Raw genomic sequence first — 15,791 nt, 5'->3', positions numbered from 1 at the left:
CCACATTTTACCACTTTTGCCCACTTTTATACTTAATGTTTATAACTTTTTGTTTTCACAGCTTTGTTGGCTAATGATTTGATTTAAAATCTATTAAAATTAATTATTGCGAAAACCTTTATTATAAAGCCTTTGCAATGAATGATTTAAAAAATTCGGTTAGAATTGTTTCATTATTTAAAATGATTCTAACTAAAATTTCAAATTACCTATATTTGTTATTATGAATTATTTAGAAGCACTTAACTGGCGATATTCTGTGAAAAAATTTGACGGAAGAAAGATTTCTTCTGAAAAATTGAACAACATCCTGGAAGCAGGACGACTGTCTGTCAGCTCATTAGGACTACAACCTTATCATCTCTTGGTTGTGGAAAATGATGAGACGATTCAGAAATTGATTCCGGCTTTTTATAATCCGTCACAAATATCGACTTGTTCGCACTTGATTGCTTTGGTCACAAAAACTCATATTAATAAGGAATATGTTGATAATTACTTCAGTCATATTATTAATGAACGCGGTGTGACTTTGGAACAATTGTCAGCTTTTAGAAATAATATCAATCTTTTCTTAGAAAATTATACTCAGAAAGAACTGGAAAGTTGGTCCGAGAAACAGAGTTATATTGTTTTAGGCTCATTAATAATGGCATCTGCAGAAGAAGAAATCGACACTTGTCCAATGGAAGGTTTCAAATCTGAAATCATAGAAGACGTTTTGAAAATCGATAAAGAGAATGAGAAAGTGGCTGTTGTTTTGGCTTTAGGTTATCGCGCGGAGGATGATATTTTTCAGAATTTCAAAAAAGTCAGAAAACCTGCGGATAAGTTCATCAAATTTCTGTAATTTTAATTATTAATTCAAATAAAATGAATGCTATCAGACAAATCGTTGAGGTCAAAAACCATAAGTTAAACATCGAACTTCCAGAAAACTTCGATGCAGAATATGCTGAGGTTATCATTTTTCCGAAAGAAGAAGAACTTGATTTTGAAATTTCTGAAGATGAGAAAGCATTGATGAGAAAGCGTGTTGCAGAAGCTAAAGAAGCAGATTTTGAAGATTGGGACGCTATTAAAGATAACTTTTTATAATGTTCAAAGTTTCAATTCTAAAAAGTGCGAAATCTGACCTTAGAGATGCAAGTGATTATTATGGAGCAATTTCTAAAGAACTTAAGGCAAGATTTCTTACTAATTTCAATAATACATTAAACCAACTTAAAGAAATCCCCTATTTCCAAATAAGATTTGATGAGTTTCGTCTGAGGCAAGTCAAAAACTTCCCCGTTATGATTCATTATATTATTAATGAAGAGGAAAAAGTAGTCAAGGTTTACGGCATTCGTTTTGCCAAATCCAATCCTGACAGTCATCCAAAGATTTAATATCTTTAATAATCCTACAATTTCAAAATTAAAATGATAAAAACAGACGTTCTTGTAATCGGTTCCGGAATCTCGGGCTTATCTTATGCCATCAAAATTGCCGAACAATTACCTGAAACTAAAATAACAATCGTCACCAAATCCAACGAGGACGAAAGCAATACCAAATATGCACAAGGCGGATTGGCAGTCGTAACGGATTTTTCCAAAGATAATTTTCAAAAACATATTGACGACACTTTACGAGCCGGAGATTACATCAATGACCCAGAAATTGTAAAAATGGTGGTGGAAGAAGCACCTCATCGTTTTAATGAAATTGTGGAATGGGGCGCAAAATTTGACCAAGAAAAAGGAAAATATTCATTAGGTAGAGAAGGTGGACATACGGAAAACCGAATCGTACACCACAAAGACATCACAGGTTTCGAAATTGAAAGAGCTCTTTTGGAAACCGTTCGGAACTCACCAAATATCGAGATGTTGCCTCATCATTATGTCATTGATTTGATAACTCAGCATCATGTTCCGGGTAAAGAATTGGACAAAGGAAACATCCACGGTTACGGTGCTTATGTTCTTGATGCGCAAAATAAGAAAATCAAAAAAATCACTTCTAAGATAACTTTGGTTGCGACCGGCGGCGCTGGTCACGTTTATAAAAACACAACCAACCCAATTATTGCAACAGGAGACGGAATCGCTTTTGTTCACAGAGCTCAAGGGAAAGTTTCGAATATGCAATATTATCAGTTTCATCCGACGGCGATGTATTCTAAAAGAGACGGAATGTTGTTTTTGATTTCCGAAGCTGTTCGTGGAGACGGGGCAAAACTTCGTACCAAAAATGGAAAGCCATTTATGCAGAAATATGATGAACGCGAAGAATTAGCGTCTCGTGACATTGTTGCAAGAGGAATCGATAATGAATTGAAAATAAGCGGAGATGATTATGTTGGTTTGGATTGTCGTGAAATGGACAGAGAAAAATTCATCAATCACTTCCCAAACATCTATCAAAAATGTCTGGATGAAGGAATTGACCCTTTCAAAGAATTGATTCCGGTTGTTCCGGCTTGTCATTATTTAATGGGCGGAATCGACACTGATAAATACGGACAATCTTCTATTAAAAATCTTTTTGCCGTTGGAGAATGTACGAATTCCGGTCTTCACGGCGCGAATCGTTTAGCTTCGAATTCTTTATTGGAAGGTTTGGTCTTTGGTCACAATGCGGCGATGAAAACGGTTGAACTGTTGAAAGAAAATGATTTTAATTTCGACGACTTGAAAGCTGTCCCGGAATGGAATGAAGAAGGAATGAAAATGATGGATGAAATGGTTCTTGTAACTTATCTCAGAAAACAACTTCAGGAAATGATGAGCGACTTGGTCGCCATCGTAAGAAGTAATGCGAGATTGGAATTGGCGAAGAAAAAACAACGCGAAATTTATGAAGCCGTAACAGAACTTTATAATTATTCCATACTTTCGCCTCAGCTATCTGAACTGAGAAATCTTGTGAATGTCTCTTATCTGATTATTAAACATTCTCTGGAAATGAAAGAGAACAAAGGCGCATTTTATAATAAAGATTTGGCAACTAAACCATTATTGATAAAAGAAAATTAAAAAGCAATGAAAAGACCAGCATACGCATCCGATAAAGTTTTAAAAGAATTCATCCGAACGGCTTTGGAAGAGGACATCCAAGACGGTGACCATTCTACATTATCAACCATCCCAAAAGATTTGGAGCAGAAAGCACAGCTTTTGGTCAAAGAAAACTGCATTTTAGCTGGTGTTGAATTAGCAGAAATTATTTTCAAATATTTTGATAAAAATCTCAATGTTGAAGTTTTTATCAAAGATGGTCAGCCTGCTAAAAAAGGCGATATAGCTTTTATCGTTTCAGGCAAAGCGAGGTCGATTCTTTCCACTGAACGTTTGGTTCTGAACTGTATGCAAAGAATGAGTGGCATTGCTACGATGACTCACGATTGGGACTCTCGCTTAGTCGGAACTAAGACAAAACTTCTGGACACTAGAAAAACAACTCCTAATTTCCGAGTTTGTGAAAAATGGGCGGTAGCCATAGGTGGCGGCACCAATCACAGATACGGACTTTATGATATGATAATGCTGAAAGACAATCATATCGATTATAACGGAAGCATTACCAATGCCGTGAAAATGGCAAAAGATTATGTCAAAAAAAACAAGCTGAAACTTAAAATTGAGGTTGAAACACGTAATCTTGAAGAAGTTGAAGAAGCTGTAAAATCTGGTGCTGACAGAATTATGTTTGATAATATGGATGTGGAAATGATGGCTAAAGCTGTAAATCTAGTTAATGGAAAAGCTGAGACAGAAGCAAGCGGTGGAATTACGCGCGAGGTGCTAAATTCGGTGGCAAAAACTGGCGTTAAATTTATCTCAGCGGGCGCAATAACCCACTCTTCGAGCAATATCGACCTGAGCCTCAAGGCTTTAAAAATTTAACACTTTCTTAACAGGAGTTATCATTTTTTTTAAGACTTTTGCGACATAAATCTTAAAGAAATGAAAAAGACTTTAATTGTTGCAATTTTACTTGCCGGTTTTTTCACAGCATCTGCACAGGTAACAACCAGTAGTGTAAACGGAATTGTTACTCAATCTGCAGGCAAAAAAACTGCTGGGGCAACTATCAAAGCGGTTCACCAACCTTCGGGAACTGTATATTCTGGAGTGTCTAACAGCTCTGGTTATTTCAATCTACCGAATCTTCGTGTTGGAGGTCCTTATACAATTGAAATTACCTATGCTAATTTGAGACCAGTGATATACAATGATGTATATCTACAATTAGGAGAGCCTTTTGCTGTCGACGCAACATTGACTCAAGAAAGCGAAACTTCTATTGAAGCAGTGAAAATTGTAGCGGTAGGAAGAAATTCTAAGAAGAATGGAGCAACAACTGTTGTCGGACGAAAACAACTAGAGAGCATGCCTACTCTAAGTAGATCTCTTCAAGACTTTACTAGACTTACGCCACAAGCTAACGGAAACTCTTTCGGAGGAGCTAATAACAGATACAACAACATTACCATTGATGGCGCTGTAAACAATGATGTTTTTGGACTTTCTGGTTCTGGTACACCTGGGGGACAAGCTGGTACTCAACCAATCTCATTGGACGCTATTCAAGAACTTCAGGTAGCTCTTGCACCTTTTGACGTAACACAAGGAAACTTTACAGGCGCTGGAGTCAATGCAGTTACAAGATCTGGAACTAATAAATTTGAAGGTTCATTATATTTCTTCGGAAGAAATGAAAAAACAATTGGTAAAAGTGTTATTACTGGCGAAAAATCTTCAAAATTCAGTGATAGCCAATACGGTTTAAGAGTTGGAGGTCCATTGATTAAAGATAAATTATTCTTCTTTTTCAATGCAGAATCTGGAAGAAGAACTTCTCCTTTAGCTTTCAATGCAGGTGAAGCCGGAAGCACTATGACCAATGAAATTGCTCAGCAAATTGCTGATTATACCCTTTCAAAATATGGATATGATGTCGGTAGCTACGGTCCTCAGGATATCCAGACTCAAAACAATAAGTTCCTTGGTAAGATTGACTGGAACATCAACGACAAACACCAATTTACTCTTCGTTATAACTACATTGATGCCTTTGATGATAACTTATCAAGAAGTGCTAACTTTTTCAGATTTGGAAATAATGCATACAAATTCACGAACAAACAAAGTAGTTTGGTTGCTGAATTAAGAAGTAACTTTAACAGTAGTTTCTCCAATAATTTAATCTTAGGATATTCATCTATCAAGGATAGTCGTGATACAGCAGGAAGTCCTTTCCCACAAATTACTATCTTGAATATTGGAGGAGTTTCTGGAGCATCTGCAGAATTTGGCTCACAAAGAAGTTCATTTGCTAATGAATTAGATCAAACTATTTTCGAAGTTACTGATAACTTCAAATGGAATATTGGAAAAAACACATTTACTTTAGGAACTCATAACGAATTCTTTAGTTTCAGAAACTTATTTATTAACAACCTAAATGGTAGGTGGGATTTCAACAGTGTAGCAGATTATTTGAACAATGTACCTGCGAGAGTTAGAGCCACTTATTCTCTTATTCCTGGCGAATCAAGACCTGAAGCTAAGTTCAGTGCGGCTCAATTAGGTTTCTATGCTCAAGGAGAATCTGAGGTTTTCAAAAATTTTAGATTAACTTATGGTATCAGATTAGATGTTCCAATCATTGGAGATAAGCCTTTGAGAAATCCAAAAATCGAAGCATCTTTCCCTGGATACAGAACTGACAATACACCTAGCGGTCAATTATTGTGGGCACCAAGAGCTGGATTTAATTATAATGTAAACGGCGACAGATCTCTAGTACTACGTGGTGGTGCTGGTGTATTCACCGGAAGAGTACCTTTCGTTTGGTTATCTAACCAATTTACAAACAGCGGAATGTTATTCGGTACTGTTGATGCAAAAACTACGGCTATCAACGGTGGCAATGGATTCGACCCAAATATCGAAAATCAACAAAACATGGGTTCAGGATCTAAGCGCACTGAGGTTAACTTAGTAAGTGATGACTTCAAAATCCCTCAAGTATTGAGATTCAATTTAGCAGGAGATTTCAAATTACCTGGAGGAATCAATGCTACTTTGGAAGGTATGGTTTCAAAAACAATGAATAACATCGTATATTCTGATATCAATATCTCTGGAAGTAATGGAAACATCAATCCAGCTTTATCAGGTGGTGCAGATGTAAGACCTAACTATGCGGGACAGAGAGTAAACTCTACCGACTTTACAAATGTTATTCTAATGAGTAACTCAAGTAGAGGTTATACTTACAGCTTAACAACTCAATTACAAAAATCATTCGGTTTTGGATTAGATTTGATGGCTGCTTATACTAATGGACAATCTGCTTCCGTTAATGATGGTAACAGTAGTACTGCATTATCTAACTGGGAGTTTACACAAATAGTTACAAGTCCAAATAATCCTCCTCTTGCAAACTCAAACTTTGATATCAGACACAGAACTATTGGAAGTGCTGGTTATAAAATAGAATACGGTAGAAACAAAGCTTTCTCAACTGGATTCAGTTTGTTCTACGCAGGAACATCTGGTTCCCCTTTCACTTACTTATATAATGGTGATGTGAATGGTGACGGAGCTTTCTCTAACGACCTACTTTATGTACCAAGAAACGCAAGCGAAATTAAATTGGTTGCATTGACAGGATCTAATCCCGCTACAGCTGCACAACAATGGGCTGCATTGGATGCTTTCATTGAGCAAGATCCGTACTTAAGAACTAGAAGAGGACAATATGCTGAGAGAAATGGCGCTAGAACACCTTGGGAACACAAATTCGATTTGAGAATTACTCAAGATTTGGGAATTACTATCAAAGACAGAGTTCACAGATTCCAATTGACATTTGATATCTTCAACGTAGGAAATCTTCTTAACAAAGATTGGGGGAAAAGCTACTTCGTATCTAACAATGCTTATCAGTTAATTACTTACACTACTTCTGGTGGTGGTGGTTATACTTTCAGAGCTCCTAAGGATAACCAAGCATTCAATATTTCTGATCTTGCTTCTAGATGGCAAGGACAGTTTGGAGTTAGATATATTTTCTAATTTCAATTAATATTAATTATACTTCAAATCCCGGCAATCTGTCGGGATTTTTTTATCTTTGTCATTCTAAAATCTGAATATGGAAGTTTACAACATTCTTTTGCACGCACACAAAGGTTTCGCTTATCTGGAACTGGCGTTGGTTGCTGCATTTTTAATTCTTCTGCTCGTAACAATGTTTGGTTACAGCGGCAACATTTCAAAGGCTTTACGCAAAGTAACATTGTTTACAATGATCTTTTTTCACGTTCAGTTTTTGCTTGGAATCATTATGTTGATTACCAAAATTACAAAAGGTTTGGATATGGGCGCAGTAATGAAAAATGCTGACCTGAGATTCACTTATGTGGAACACCCATTCTCAATGTTGATCGCAGCAGTGCTAATGACTATCGTCAACAAAAAATTCAAAACCACTGACACCTTAACAATCCGATTGATGTCATTAGGATTAGTAGCAATCGCATTATTCGTGTTTGCATTTCCTTGGGCAAGAGTTTTCGGATAAATATTATTAACAATTTTAATTAATTTAAAACAATGAAAGTAGCTGTAGTAGGCGCAACCGGAATGGTTGGACAAGTTATGCTGAAAGTTTTGGAGGAGAGAAATCTTCCAATCACCGAATTAATTCCTGTAGCATCAGAGAGATCTGTTGGTAAGAAGATTAAGTTTAAGGACAAGGAATTCACTATCGTTAGCATGAACGACGCTATTGCAGCCAAACCCGAGATCGCTATTTTTTCAGCTGGCGGTGGAACTTCTTTGGAATTTGCACCTAAGTTTGCCGAAGTTGGAACAGTAGTGATCGATAACTCATCGGCTTGGAGAATGGATCCGACTAAGAAATTGGTTGTTCCTGAGATCAATGCAAATGTTTTGACAAAAGAAGACAAAATCATTGCTAATCCAAACTGTTCTACAATCCAGCTGGTAATGGTTCTTCATCCACTGAACCTAAAATATGATATCAAAAGAGTTGTAGTTTCTACGTATCAATCCGTTACAGGAACTGGTAAAGCGGCCGTAGATCAATTGAATGCTGAAATAGCTGGCGAAAATCCTGAGAAAGTTTATCCTTACCAAATCTTCAAAAATGCATTGCCACATTGCGATGTTTTTGCGGATGACGATTACACCAAAGAGGAAATTAAATTGATGAAAGAGCCTAAGAAAATCCTAGGCGACGATACTTTCAATTTGACTGCAACTGCAGTAAGAGTTCCGGTACAAGGTGGACATTCTGAAAGTGTTAATATCGAATTCGAAAATGAATTTGATCTTGATGAAGTAAGAAAAATTCTTTCTGAAACTCCAGGCGTTGTTCTTCAGGACAATGTTAAAAATAACGAATATCCAATGCCTTTATATTCTGAAGGAAAAGACGACGTTTTTGTAGGAAGAATCAGACGAGATCTCTCACAGCCAAAAACGCTTAATCTCTGGATTGTGGCAGACAATCTCCGAAAGGGTGCTGCTACCAACGCCGTTCAGATTGCGGAATACTTAGTAGCAAACAACTTAGTATAAACTAACAAAATCTAAAGAATCTTCGAAATTTCGAAGATTCTTTTTTTAGTAATGAAAACAATAAATAAAAAAACAAATTCCAATATTGCTTTTCAGAAGTGGATCGCCGCTGTCGGTATTATTCTTTTCATTGGAAAATTAGTTGCCTGGAAATTGACTAATTCTGATGCTGTTTTCTCCGATGCAATGGAAAGCATCGTGAATGTCATCAGTGCATTTTTGGGACTCTCCGCTTTATACCTTGCCGCAAAACCAAAAGATGAAAATCATCCTTATGGGCACGGAAAAGTCGAATTTGTAACATCTGCCATTGAAGGTTCTTTAATCAGCATTGCCGGAGTAATGATCATCTATGAAGGAACCAACAGTTTGATTTCTGGAAAAGTTCTTAGTAAATTGGATTTAGGAATTTGGATTATTGCAGCAACTGCGATTGTTAATTATATCATTGGTTATATCTCGGTTCAGAAAGGAAAAAGAGAGAATTCCATTGTATTGATTTCTTCTGGGAAACATCTTCAGTCCGATACTATTACAACTTTGGGTGTTGTGGTCAGTTTGGTCTTGGTTTATTTTACAAAAATTGTTTGGATTGATTCTGTTGTAGCATTATTTTTCGGATTCTATATCATGGTTATTGGATACAAAATCATTAGAAAATCTTTGAGCGGAATAATGGATGAAGCCGATCCGGAGATGCTGGAAAGATTGGCTAATTTCCTTAACGAAAACAGGAAACCGGAATGGATTGATGTACATAATATGAAGATTCAGCAATTTGGAAGCCGACTTCATATAGATGCACACATCACTTTGCCCTGGTATTTCGAGTTAAGAACAGCTCACGATGAGATGGAAAGCGTTATAAAATTAATTGCAAAAAATACGGATAGAACAGTGGAATTCAATTTTCATATGGATGATTGCAAACCAACTTCTTGCGCTATTTGTCAGGTTGAAAACTGCCCCGTTCGCCAGCAAGCATTTACAAAAAAGATAGAATGGAACGGTGAGAATATTTCGCAGCCAGATAAACACACGCAGGAAAACTAATTCAGAATCATCTTTTTTCTGTAATAAAAAATCGGAATAATGAGAATCAGCGTTAATGGCTGAATGACAAATCTTCTCACATAAAAAGAAAAAAGATATCCGAATCGGAACTCATCATTGATACAATACAAGTAGATCGGAAAAGTAATGGCAAAAACAAGAAGTATTAATACCAATGCTTGCTTTGTCCAATGTTTATTTTGGAAGATAGAATGAATGATTATCAAAGAAAAAAAAGTGTTCAAGCCGAATCTGAAAAGATAGCTGAAAAATAGTTTTCCCCACACGAATTCTGGAAAAATCTCATTTGGATTAGCTGTTTTGAAGAAACGCAAAAAAGGATCATAGAACAATTTATCTTCTAATCCGCGTATTCCGATTAATCCTAAAACGCCTGTTAAAACCAAAACCCAACTAAGGATCTTCGGCAATTTTATGGATTGCAAAAGTGAAGTTTGTACAATCATTTTTACAAAAATTTAAATTCTTTGATAGATGAATAGCATTATGAAATTCTCAATCCAAAAGTTTGAAAAACACAAAGCCGTTATTTACTGACGAGAGTAAATAATTCTATAAAACGAAGTATTGAATATTAGAATCAGTTTGATTCTGTAAAGTGGTATAGAAAATCCCAGATTGGGTAATAAATTTTTTTTTCATTGTTTCTCGTGTGTTAGACGACAAAATTACAAAATAAATTTGCTTAATTGCTAATAATCAACAATTAAAGTGAAAAAAAATTAAAATTCTGAAATAATAACTAAGATTTATCGTCTTTTTTCAAAGCAAAAAACTGAATCCAGATTAACCAAAGAATAACCACACCGCCATAGATGATCGCCGGAAAAAGATAATTGTGGCCAATTCTCTCGTATTGAGGATATTTTAAGAAAATGATATTAAGTAAAACGATTCTGGAAACATTAAGAATATGAAGTAAAATGATTCCTCCAATAGAAAACAGAAATGTTTTAGTCCCTTTGTAAAATGCAAAAATAAAAGCGGAGAAAAGAATTGCGACCGAGAAAACATTACAACCTTCCACCATTCTTGTTGTGAACTTCCCAGATGTTTGAAACAACACACTATGCAGTTTCATACTATCCACCAAAACAGTTGGAAAACCTAAAACATTTTGCAGAGAAGCAACTTGTTTTGCTACCCATCTAGTAAAAGGATCTACCACTTCGTTTTCATAAGAGTTAAGATAAAATTGATAGAGCAATACCAGAACGATATAGATAACAACGAATCTTAGCAGAATTTTCAGAACTGGTAAAAAATCTTTCATCTGTGGGTGTTTATTTTTAAGGTCGATCAAAATCACACTTTCTTTTTATAAAATTCTCAGACTGTGATTTTAATGCGTAAAATTACAATTTTTAGCGAATCAAAATCTATTATTAATTAACTTTGTTCTATGCAGGAACATCAGGATTTTTTCAAAGAATTTTTGGGTAAAAACCCAGATTCTTTTATTACACTTCCACAAAGTGGTTCATCCAGAATCAATTATATCGGGAGTTTTGAAGAAAAGAAATATGTAATTACTTATAATGAGAATATTCGGGAGAATGAAGCTTTTTTTTATTTTTCTGAGTTGTTTCAAAGCCTAAATCTTAATACGCCGAAGATTTTTAAAATTAATTTTGATAGAGATTTATATGTTCAGGAATTTTTGGGAAACAAAACTCTTTCGGAAGTTATTGCTGAGGAAGGAACTTCTGCCCGAGTAAAAAGTCTGGTCAAAAAAAGTCTGGAGAAGTTGTTTGAACTACAGACCAAAACTTTGGGAAAAGTAGATTTCAAACAGAGTTTTGAGTACGAAATTTATGACGATTTACCGATTACACACGATCTTTATTACTTCAAGAATTTCTTAATTGATATTCTTGAAATTGATTATCACAAATCGACTTTGTTGAAGGAATTCAAAACTATTTCTGAGATAATACAAAAATTGGAACCTAAAACCTTGATGATTCGGGATTTTCAATCCAGAAATATTTTGGTGGATGAAAATGATGAGGTTTTCTTTATCGATTATCAATCGGCGATGGAAGGGCCTGTGACTTATGATGTGATTTCTTTTCTCTATCAGGCTAAAGCTAATTTACCCCATGACTTTAAAGAAGAAATGCTCGAGTACTATTTATCTTTCTGGGAAAAGGATTCTGACAAAGAAGCTTTGAAACAATCTTTTGAATGGATGAAAATGATGCGTTTTCTGCAGGTTTTAGGTGCTTATGGATTCCGAGGTTTGATACAAAGAAAAAAACATTTTTTGGCAAGCTTACTTCAAGGAATTGAGAATATTTATGACTTGAATCAAAACTGGAATGAGATCGCTCTGCAGTTTCCGGAATTATATTTTATCATTCTAAAGTTGAAGAGTAAAGAAATGCAAGCTAAGATTGAGGAATTGATTAATGATTAATTATCTTGTCAATGCAATATTGTCATTAGCTGTCGAGATTCCTAAGGAATGACAAAACTGTTTTAATTGACAAATGTTGTTTGGATGACAAAATCCCTAGCCCCGATTGCAGTGGAAATCCTTTTTTGCAAGGACTTAGGGTCTATTGATGTGGAAACTGTCTGCAAAAAAGATTGCAACGGAAAGCGGGAAATAGCTCCTAAGCATTTTTTAAGATTACTTCGTTCGCAATGGCCTATAAATAAAAAAACCTCAGAATTGCGTCTGAGGTTTTTTCTGAATATTTTCAGTCTCTCTAATTATTTAATACACTTAATGCGTTTTCTTTTACAACTCGCTTAGCGAATCTGAATTTTGGGCCCCAGTAGTTATCGTCTAGTGAAGAAACCATCACACCTTTGGATGTTGCGGCGTGGATGAACTTCACTTCGCCTTCTGGTGTTACATCTTCCACGATTCCTACGTGTGAAATTCTGCTGCCTTTGTGTGAGAAAAATACCAAATCTCCTTTCTGAAGTTCTGCTTTTTCTACAGAATCGCCTTCATTGGATTGTTGAGCTGCTACTCTTGGAAGGTCCACCCCAGCTGCTGCGCCAAAAACTGACAATACAAAAGCTGAACAATCTATTCCGCTTCTGGAAGTTCCTCCGTACCTGTATGGTGTTCCGAGATAACTTTCAGCTTCGGATAAGATATTGTCAATCGTCTTGCTGTGTCTGATTGCATTTTCTATCGCTGACCTTTTGATAACATCGTTTGTATTGGCAATAGATGCTAATACTTGTTGTCCTTTGTTGTTTGATTTGTTAGTTACGGGTTTTACGTTTACATCCAAAGATGCAAATTTGGCATCAGTTTTGTATGTTTGATTGTTAGAAACCACATAGTTAGAAACACAAGACTGAAGTGTGAAAAACGTGGTCACAAATAAGATATAAACTAGAACTCTTTTCTTCATATATATTTAATTATTTGTGTTAAACTTTAGGTTGGTATTTTGTGATTGCATAGCAAAAATAGCCATTACCGTTTAAAGGGTCTGTCTAATCAAATTGACAGCTCTTGAGTTTAACACATTTTAACAGTCTTTTTAAGAATGTTAAAAAAAAACAAACCGCAAAGCCTTTATTTAGACTTTGCGGTTTTATTTTTTATTAAGATTCTTTAACTTTTTAGAAATTGTCTATCTTGTAAATAACAATTCTCTATATTTTGTCATTGGCCAAAGTTCATCATCAACCATCATTTCCAAAGCATCAGAAGCCTCTCTAATGTTCTCAAATAACGGGATTACTTTGTTGCAATATTCTTCAGCTTGTTTCTGACTTCCTGCTGTATTTTTAGCCTTTTCTTTAGCAGTTAATAATGAATCAACACCCACTTTGATTTGAGAAACATTTCCAGAGATATTAGTAATCAAATCCAATTGTTCTTTTGCCAAAGTTTTGAATTCTTTATCTCCAAAGATTTCTTTCAAACCTTTCACGTTCTCAATCAATCTGTTTTGATAATTAAGCGCTGCAGGAATGATATGGTTTCTTGCGATGTCAGCTAAAACTCTAGCTTCGATATCAATTACAGTAGAATATTTTTCCAACTTAATTTCATTTCTAGCTTCAAACTCTCTGTGGGAATAGATTCCTAGTTCTTCATAAAGCTCAACGAATTTTTGGTCTAATTCTTTTTTAAGCGCTTCTGGAGTTGTCTTCAAGTTATTAAGACCTCTTTTCTTAGCTTCTTTCGCCCAATCGTCAGAATATCCATCACCTTCGAACATAATATTCTTGGACTGCTTGATATATTCTCTAAGGATATTGAAAATAGCTTCGTCTTTCTTAAGCCCTTTTTCAATTAAAGCATCTACTTCAACCTTGAAAGTTCTTAATTGTTTTGCAGCAATTACGTTCATTACAGTCATTACTTCAGCACAATTTGCAGAAGAACCAACCGCTCTGATTTCGAATTTGTTTCCGGTGAAAGCGAACGGAGAAGTTCTGTTTCTATCAGTATTATCTAAAAGAATTTCAGGAATTTTCCCAACAACATTTAGTTTCAATTCTGTTTTTTCTTCAGGAGATAGTTTTCCGTCCGTTACTTTTTCTAATTCTTCCAAAACTCCGAACAATTGACTTCCGATGAACGCAGAAATAATTGCTGGTGGCGCTTCGTTAGCTCCCAATCTGTGGTCGTTGCTTGCAGATGCAATTGATGATCTTAACAAATCAGCATAATCGTGAACTGCTTTCAAAGTATTAACAAAGAAAGTCAAGAATTGTAGGTTTTTCTTTGGATTTTTTCCAGGGCTCAAAAGGTTTTCACCCGTGTCAGTTCCAAGAGACCAGTTGTTATGTTTTCCACTTCCGTTAACTCCGGCAAATGGTTTTTCGTGAAATAAAATATGGAAGTGATGCTTATGAGCAATTCTCGCCATAATATCCATTAATAATGAATTGTGGTCAACCGCAACGTTTGCTTCTTCAAACATTGGAGCCAACTCGAATTGGTTAGGCGCAACCTCATTGTGACGAGTTGTTACAGGAATTCCCAACTTCATACATTCGATTTCCAATTCCTTCATATAGTTCATCACTCTTGTAGGAATCGAACCGAAATAGTGATCATCCAACTGCTGTCCTTTTGCCGGAGAATGTCCTAACAAAGTTTTTCCAGTCATAACCAAATCCGGACGAGATTGATACAAAGCCGTATCTACCAAAAAATATTCTTGCTCCCATCCTAATGTTGGAGAAACCTTAGTTACATTCTTATCGAAATAAGACTTCATTACATCTGTAGCCGCTTCGTCAACCGCATTCAACGCTCTTAATAAAGGTGTTTTATTATCTAATGCTTCTCCTGTATAAGAAATGAAAATTGAAGGAATACAAAGTGTTGTTCCCATAATAAAAGCTGGAGAAGTCGGATCCCAAGCTGTATAACCTCTTGCTTCAAAAGTATTTCTGATTCCGCCATTTGGGAAAGAAGAAGCATCCGGCTCTTGCTGAATCAACATTCCACCACTGAATCTCTCAATCGCTCTACCTCCTTCTATTGGCGTGAAGAAAGAATCGTGTTTTTCTGCAGTTGCGCCTGTCAACGGCTGAAACCAGTGTGTGTAATGCGTCACACCTTTTGACAAAGCCCAATCTTTCATAGCCACCGCCACCTGATCTGCAATATGTCTCTGGATTTTTGTTCCTTTTTTAATCGCATCCAAAATGGAATTGAAAGCTTCTTTTGTTAAATATTCTCTCATTGTTTCTTCAGAGAATACGTTTTGACAAAACAATTCGGATAGTTTTGCAGGAACTTCTACGAAATTATCTTTTCTGTAATTTCTGAAAGGAAGCTCGGCTAAGGCTTTAAATCTTAATGTTGACATAAAAATGTGTTATTTTAAACAGGGCAAATTTACAAAAAATACAATTCAAAATAATATGACCCCTTAAAAATTAACGCTATTTATATTTAATTCCAAATCATTAATTAAAATAACCCCAAATTTTAGTGCACTATAGAATTCATCTAACCAAATTTCATATTTAATAAATATTATCAAAATATGAAGAAAAATTTATTTTCCCTTTTATTTTAGAATATTAAAAGGAAAGTTTAACTTTAAAAACTAATACCAATCAATAACCCAAGACTCAACAAAAGACAACAAGTCACTGAAATCCAATTAATTAAATAAA

Annotated in this window: 14 protein-coding genes; 10 read left to right on the top strand and 4 right to left on the bottom strand. The window is 35.4% G+C overall.

The features are described 5' to 3' along the window. The first annotated feature begins 223 nt into the window (after positions 1–223). From V7P73_RS02710 to V7P73_RS02670, 9 genes are all read left to right on the top strand, one after another. Positions 224–850 (top strand): NAD(P)H-dependent oxidoreductase, encoded by a 627-nt coding sequence (locus V7P73_RS02710; protein WP_333851265.1) that lies wholly within the window; start codon positions 224–226, stop codon positions 848–850. 23 nt (positions 851–873) lie between these two features. Beyond that, a complete protein-coding gene (locus V7P73_RS02705) occupies positions 874–1,098 on the top strand; it encodes a hypothetical protein (protein WP_116034596.1) in 225 nt (74 codons plus the stop codon). Then, positions 1,098–1,391: a type II toxin-antitoxin system RelE/ParE family toxin gene (locus tag V7P73_RS02700; protein ID WP_124801065.1), complete on the top strand. Its 294-nt coding sequence runs from the start codon at positions 1,098–1,100 to the stop codon at positions 1,389–1,391. The genes V7P73_RS02705 and V7P73_RS02700 overlap by 1 nt, the downstream gene beginning before the upstream one ends. Before the next feature lie 33 nt (positions 1,392–1,424). Then, a complete protein-coding gene (nadB, locus tag V7P73_RS02695; protein ID WP_333851263.1) occupies positions 1,425–3,023 on the top strand; it encodes an L-aspartate oxidase in 1,599 nt (532 codons plus the stop codon). A gap of 6 nt (positions 3,024–3,029) precedes the next feature. Then, a complete protein-coding gene (gene nadC / locus V7P73_RS02690) occupies positions 3,030–3,893 on the top strand; it encodes a carboxylating nicotinate-nucleotide diphosphorylase (protein ID WP_333851262.1) in 864 nt (287 codons plus the stop codon). A gap of 60 nt (positions 3,894–3,953) precedes the next feature. Then, positions 3,954–7,073: a TonB-dependent receptor gene (locus V7P73_RS02685; protein ID WP_333851261.1), complete on the top strand. Its 3,120-nt coding sequence runs from the start codon at positions 3,954–3,956 to the stop codon at positions 7,071–7,073. Between the two features lie 79 nt (positions 7,074–7,152). Continuing rightward, the gene (locus V7P73_RS02680) at positions 7,153–7,581 is read left to right on the top strand and encodes a hypothetical protein (RefSeq protein ID WP_124985471.1); all 429 of its coding nucleotides are present in this window, start codon (positions 7,153–7,155) and stop codon (positions 7,579–7,581) included. Positions 7,582–7,613: 32 nt separating this feature from the next. Then, positions 7,614–8,603 carry an aspartate-semialdehyde dehydrogenase gene (locus V7P73_RS02675; protein ID WP_333851259.1) on the top strand — a complete coding sequence of 330 codons (990 nt, stop codon included), beginning with the start codon at positions 7,614–7,616 and terminating at the stop codon, positions 8,601–8,603. A gap of 51 nt (positions 8,604–8,654) precedes the next feature. Beyond that, positions 8,655–9,656, top strand: a complete 1,002-nt coding sequence (locus V7P73_RS02670; RefSeq protein ID WP_333851257.1) for a cation diffusion facilitator family transporter — start codon at positions 8,655–8,657, stop codon at positions 9,654–9,656. Here V7P73_RS02670 and V7P73_RS02665 read toward each other — a convergent pair. After that, positions 9,653–10,123: an exosortase F system-associated membrane protein gene (locus V7P73_RS02665; protein WP_333851256.1), complete on the bottom strand. Its 471-nt coding sequence runs from the start codon at positions 10,121–10,123 to the stop codon at positions 9,653–9,655. The genes V7P73_RS02670 and V7P73_RS02665 overlap by 4 nt on opposite strands. Positions 10,124–10,419: 296 nt before the next feature. Continuing rightward, complete coding sequence (gene xrtF / locus V7P73_RS02660; protein WP_333851254.1) at positions 10,420–10,950, bottom strand: exosortase family protein XrtF; 531 nt, start codon at positions 10,948–10,950, stop codon at positions 10,420–10,422. 129 nt (positions 10,951–11,079) lie between these two features. Between xrtF and V7P73_RS02655 the strand changes: the two genes are divergently transcribed. Continuing rightward, positions 11,080–12,096, top strand: coding sequence for an aminoglycoside phosphotransferase family protein (locus V7P73_RS02655; protein ID WP_333851252.1), 1,017 nt, complete (start codon positions 11,080–11,082; stop codon positions 12,094–12,096). Positions 12,097–12,391: 295 nt separating this feature from the next. On the opposite strand, the gene V7P73_RS02650 is transcribed toward V7P73_RS02655, so the two are convergent. Together V7P73_RS02650 and V7P73_RS02645 are read right to left on the bottom strand one after the other, a co-directional pair. Continuing rightward, positions 12,392–13,054, bottom strand: a complete 663-nt coding sequence (locus tag V7P73_RS02650; protein ID WP_333851251.1) for a C40 family peptidase — start codon at positions 13,052–13,054, stop codon at positions 12,392–12,394. A gap of 225 nt (positions 13,055–13,279) precedes the next feature. Beyond that, complete coding sequence (locus tag V7P73_RS02645; RefSeq protein ID WP_333851249.1) at positions 13,280–15,478, bottom strand: glutamine synthetase III family protein; 2,199 nt, start codon at positions 15,476–15,478, stop codon at positions 13,280–13,282. Positions 15,479–15,791: the final 313 nt, after the last annotated feature.

Source organism: Epilithonimonas sp. (assembly GCF_036780765.1).
Lineage (GTDB): Bacteria > Bacteroidota > Bacteroidia > Flavobacteriales > Weeksellaceae > Epilithonimonas.
This window is presented reverse-complemented; position numbering and strand designations above follow the sequence as displayed.

What these genes read in the sequence shown, in the direction of transcription:
- V7P73_RS02680 (WP_124985471.1), top strand. Translation starts at nt 7,153, where the DNA reads ATGGAAGTTTACAACATTCTTTTGCACGCACACAAAGGTTTCGCTTAT.
- xrtF (WP_333851254.1), bottom strand. Translation starts at nt 10,950, where the DNA reads ATGAAAGATTTTTTACCAGTTCTGAAAATTCTGCTAAGATTCGTTGTT.
- V7P73_RS02655 (WP_333851252.1), top strand. Translation starts at nt 11,080, where the DNA reads ATGCAGGAACATCAGGATTTTTTCAAAGAATTTTTGGGTAAAAACCCA.
- V7P73_RS02700 (WP_124801065.1), top strand. Translation starts at nt 1,098, where the DNA reads ATGTTCAAAGTTTCAATTCTAAAAAGTGCGAAATCTGACCTTAGAGAT.
- V7P73_RS02675 (WP_333851259.1), top strand. Translation starts at nt 7,614, where the DNA reads ATGAAAGTAGCTGTAGTAGGCGCAACCGGAATGGTTGGACAAGTTATG.
- V7P73_RS02670 (WP_333851257.1), top strand. Translation starts at nt 8,655, where the DNA reads ATGAAAACAATAAATAAAAAAACAAATTCCAATATTGCTTTTCAGAAG.
- V7P73_RS02645 (WP_333851249.1), bottom strand. Translation starts at nt 15,478, where the DNA reads ATGTCAACATTAAGATTTAAAGCCTTAGCCGAGCTTCCTTTCAGAAAT.
- V7P73_RS02710 (WP_333851265.1), top strand. Translation starts at nt 224, where the DNA reads ATGAATTATTTAGAAGCACTTAACTGGCGATATTCTGTGAAAAAATTT.
- V7P73_RS02685 (WP_333851261.1), top strand. Translation starts at nt 3,954, where the DNA reads ATGAAAAAGACTTTAATTGTTGCAATTTTACTTGCCGGTTTTTTCACA.
- nadB (WP_333851263.1), top strand. Translation starts at nt 1,425, where the DNA reads ATGATAAAAACAGACGTTCTTGTAATCGGTTCCGGAATCTCGGGCTTA.
- V7P73_RS02650 (WP_333851251.1), bottom strand. Translation starts at nt 13,054, where the DNA reads ATGAAGAAAAGAGTTCTAGTTTATATCTTATTTGTGACCACGTTTTTC.
- V7P73_RS02705 (WP_116034596.1), top strand. Translation starts at nt 874, where the DNA reads ATGAATGCTATCAGACAAATCGTTGAGGTCAAAAACCATAAGTTAAAC.
- V7P73_RS02665 (WP_333851256.1), bottom strand. Translation starts at nt 10,123, where the DNA reads ATGATTGTACAAACTTCACTTTTGCAATCCATAAAATTGCCGAAGATC.
- nadC (WP_333851262.1), top strand. Translation starts at nt 3,030, where the DNA reads ATGAAAAGACCAGCATACGCATCCGATAAAGTTTTAAAAGAATTCATC.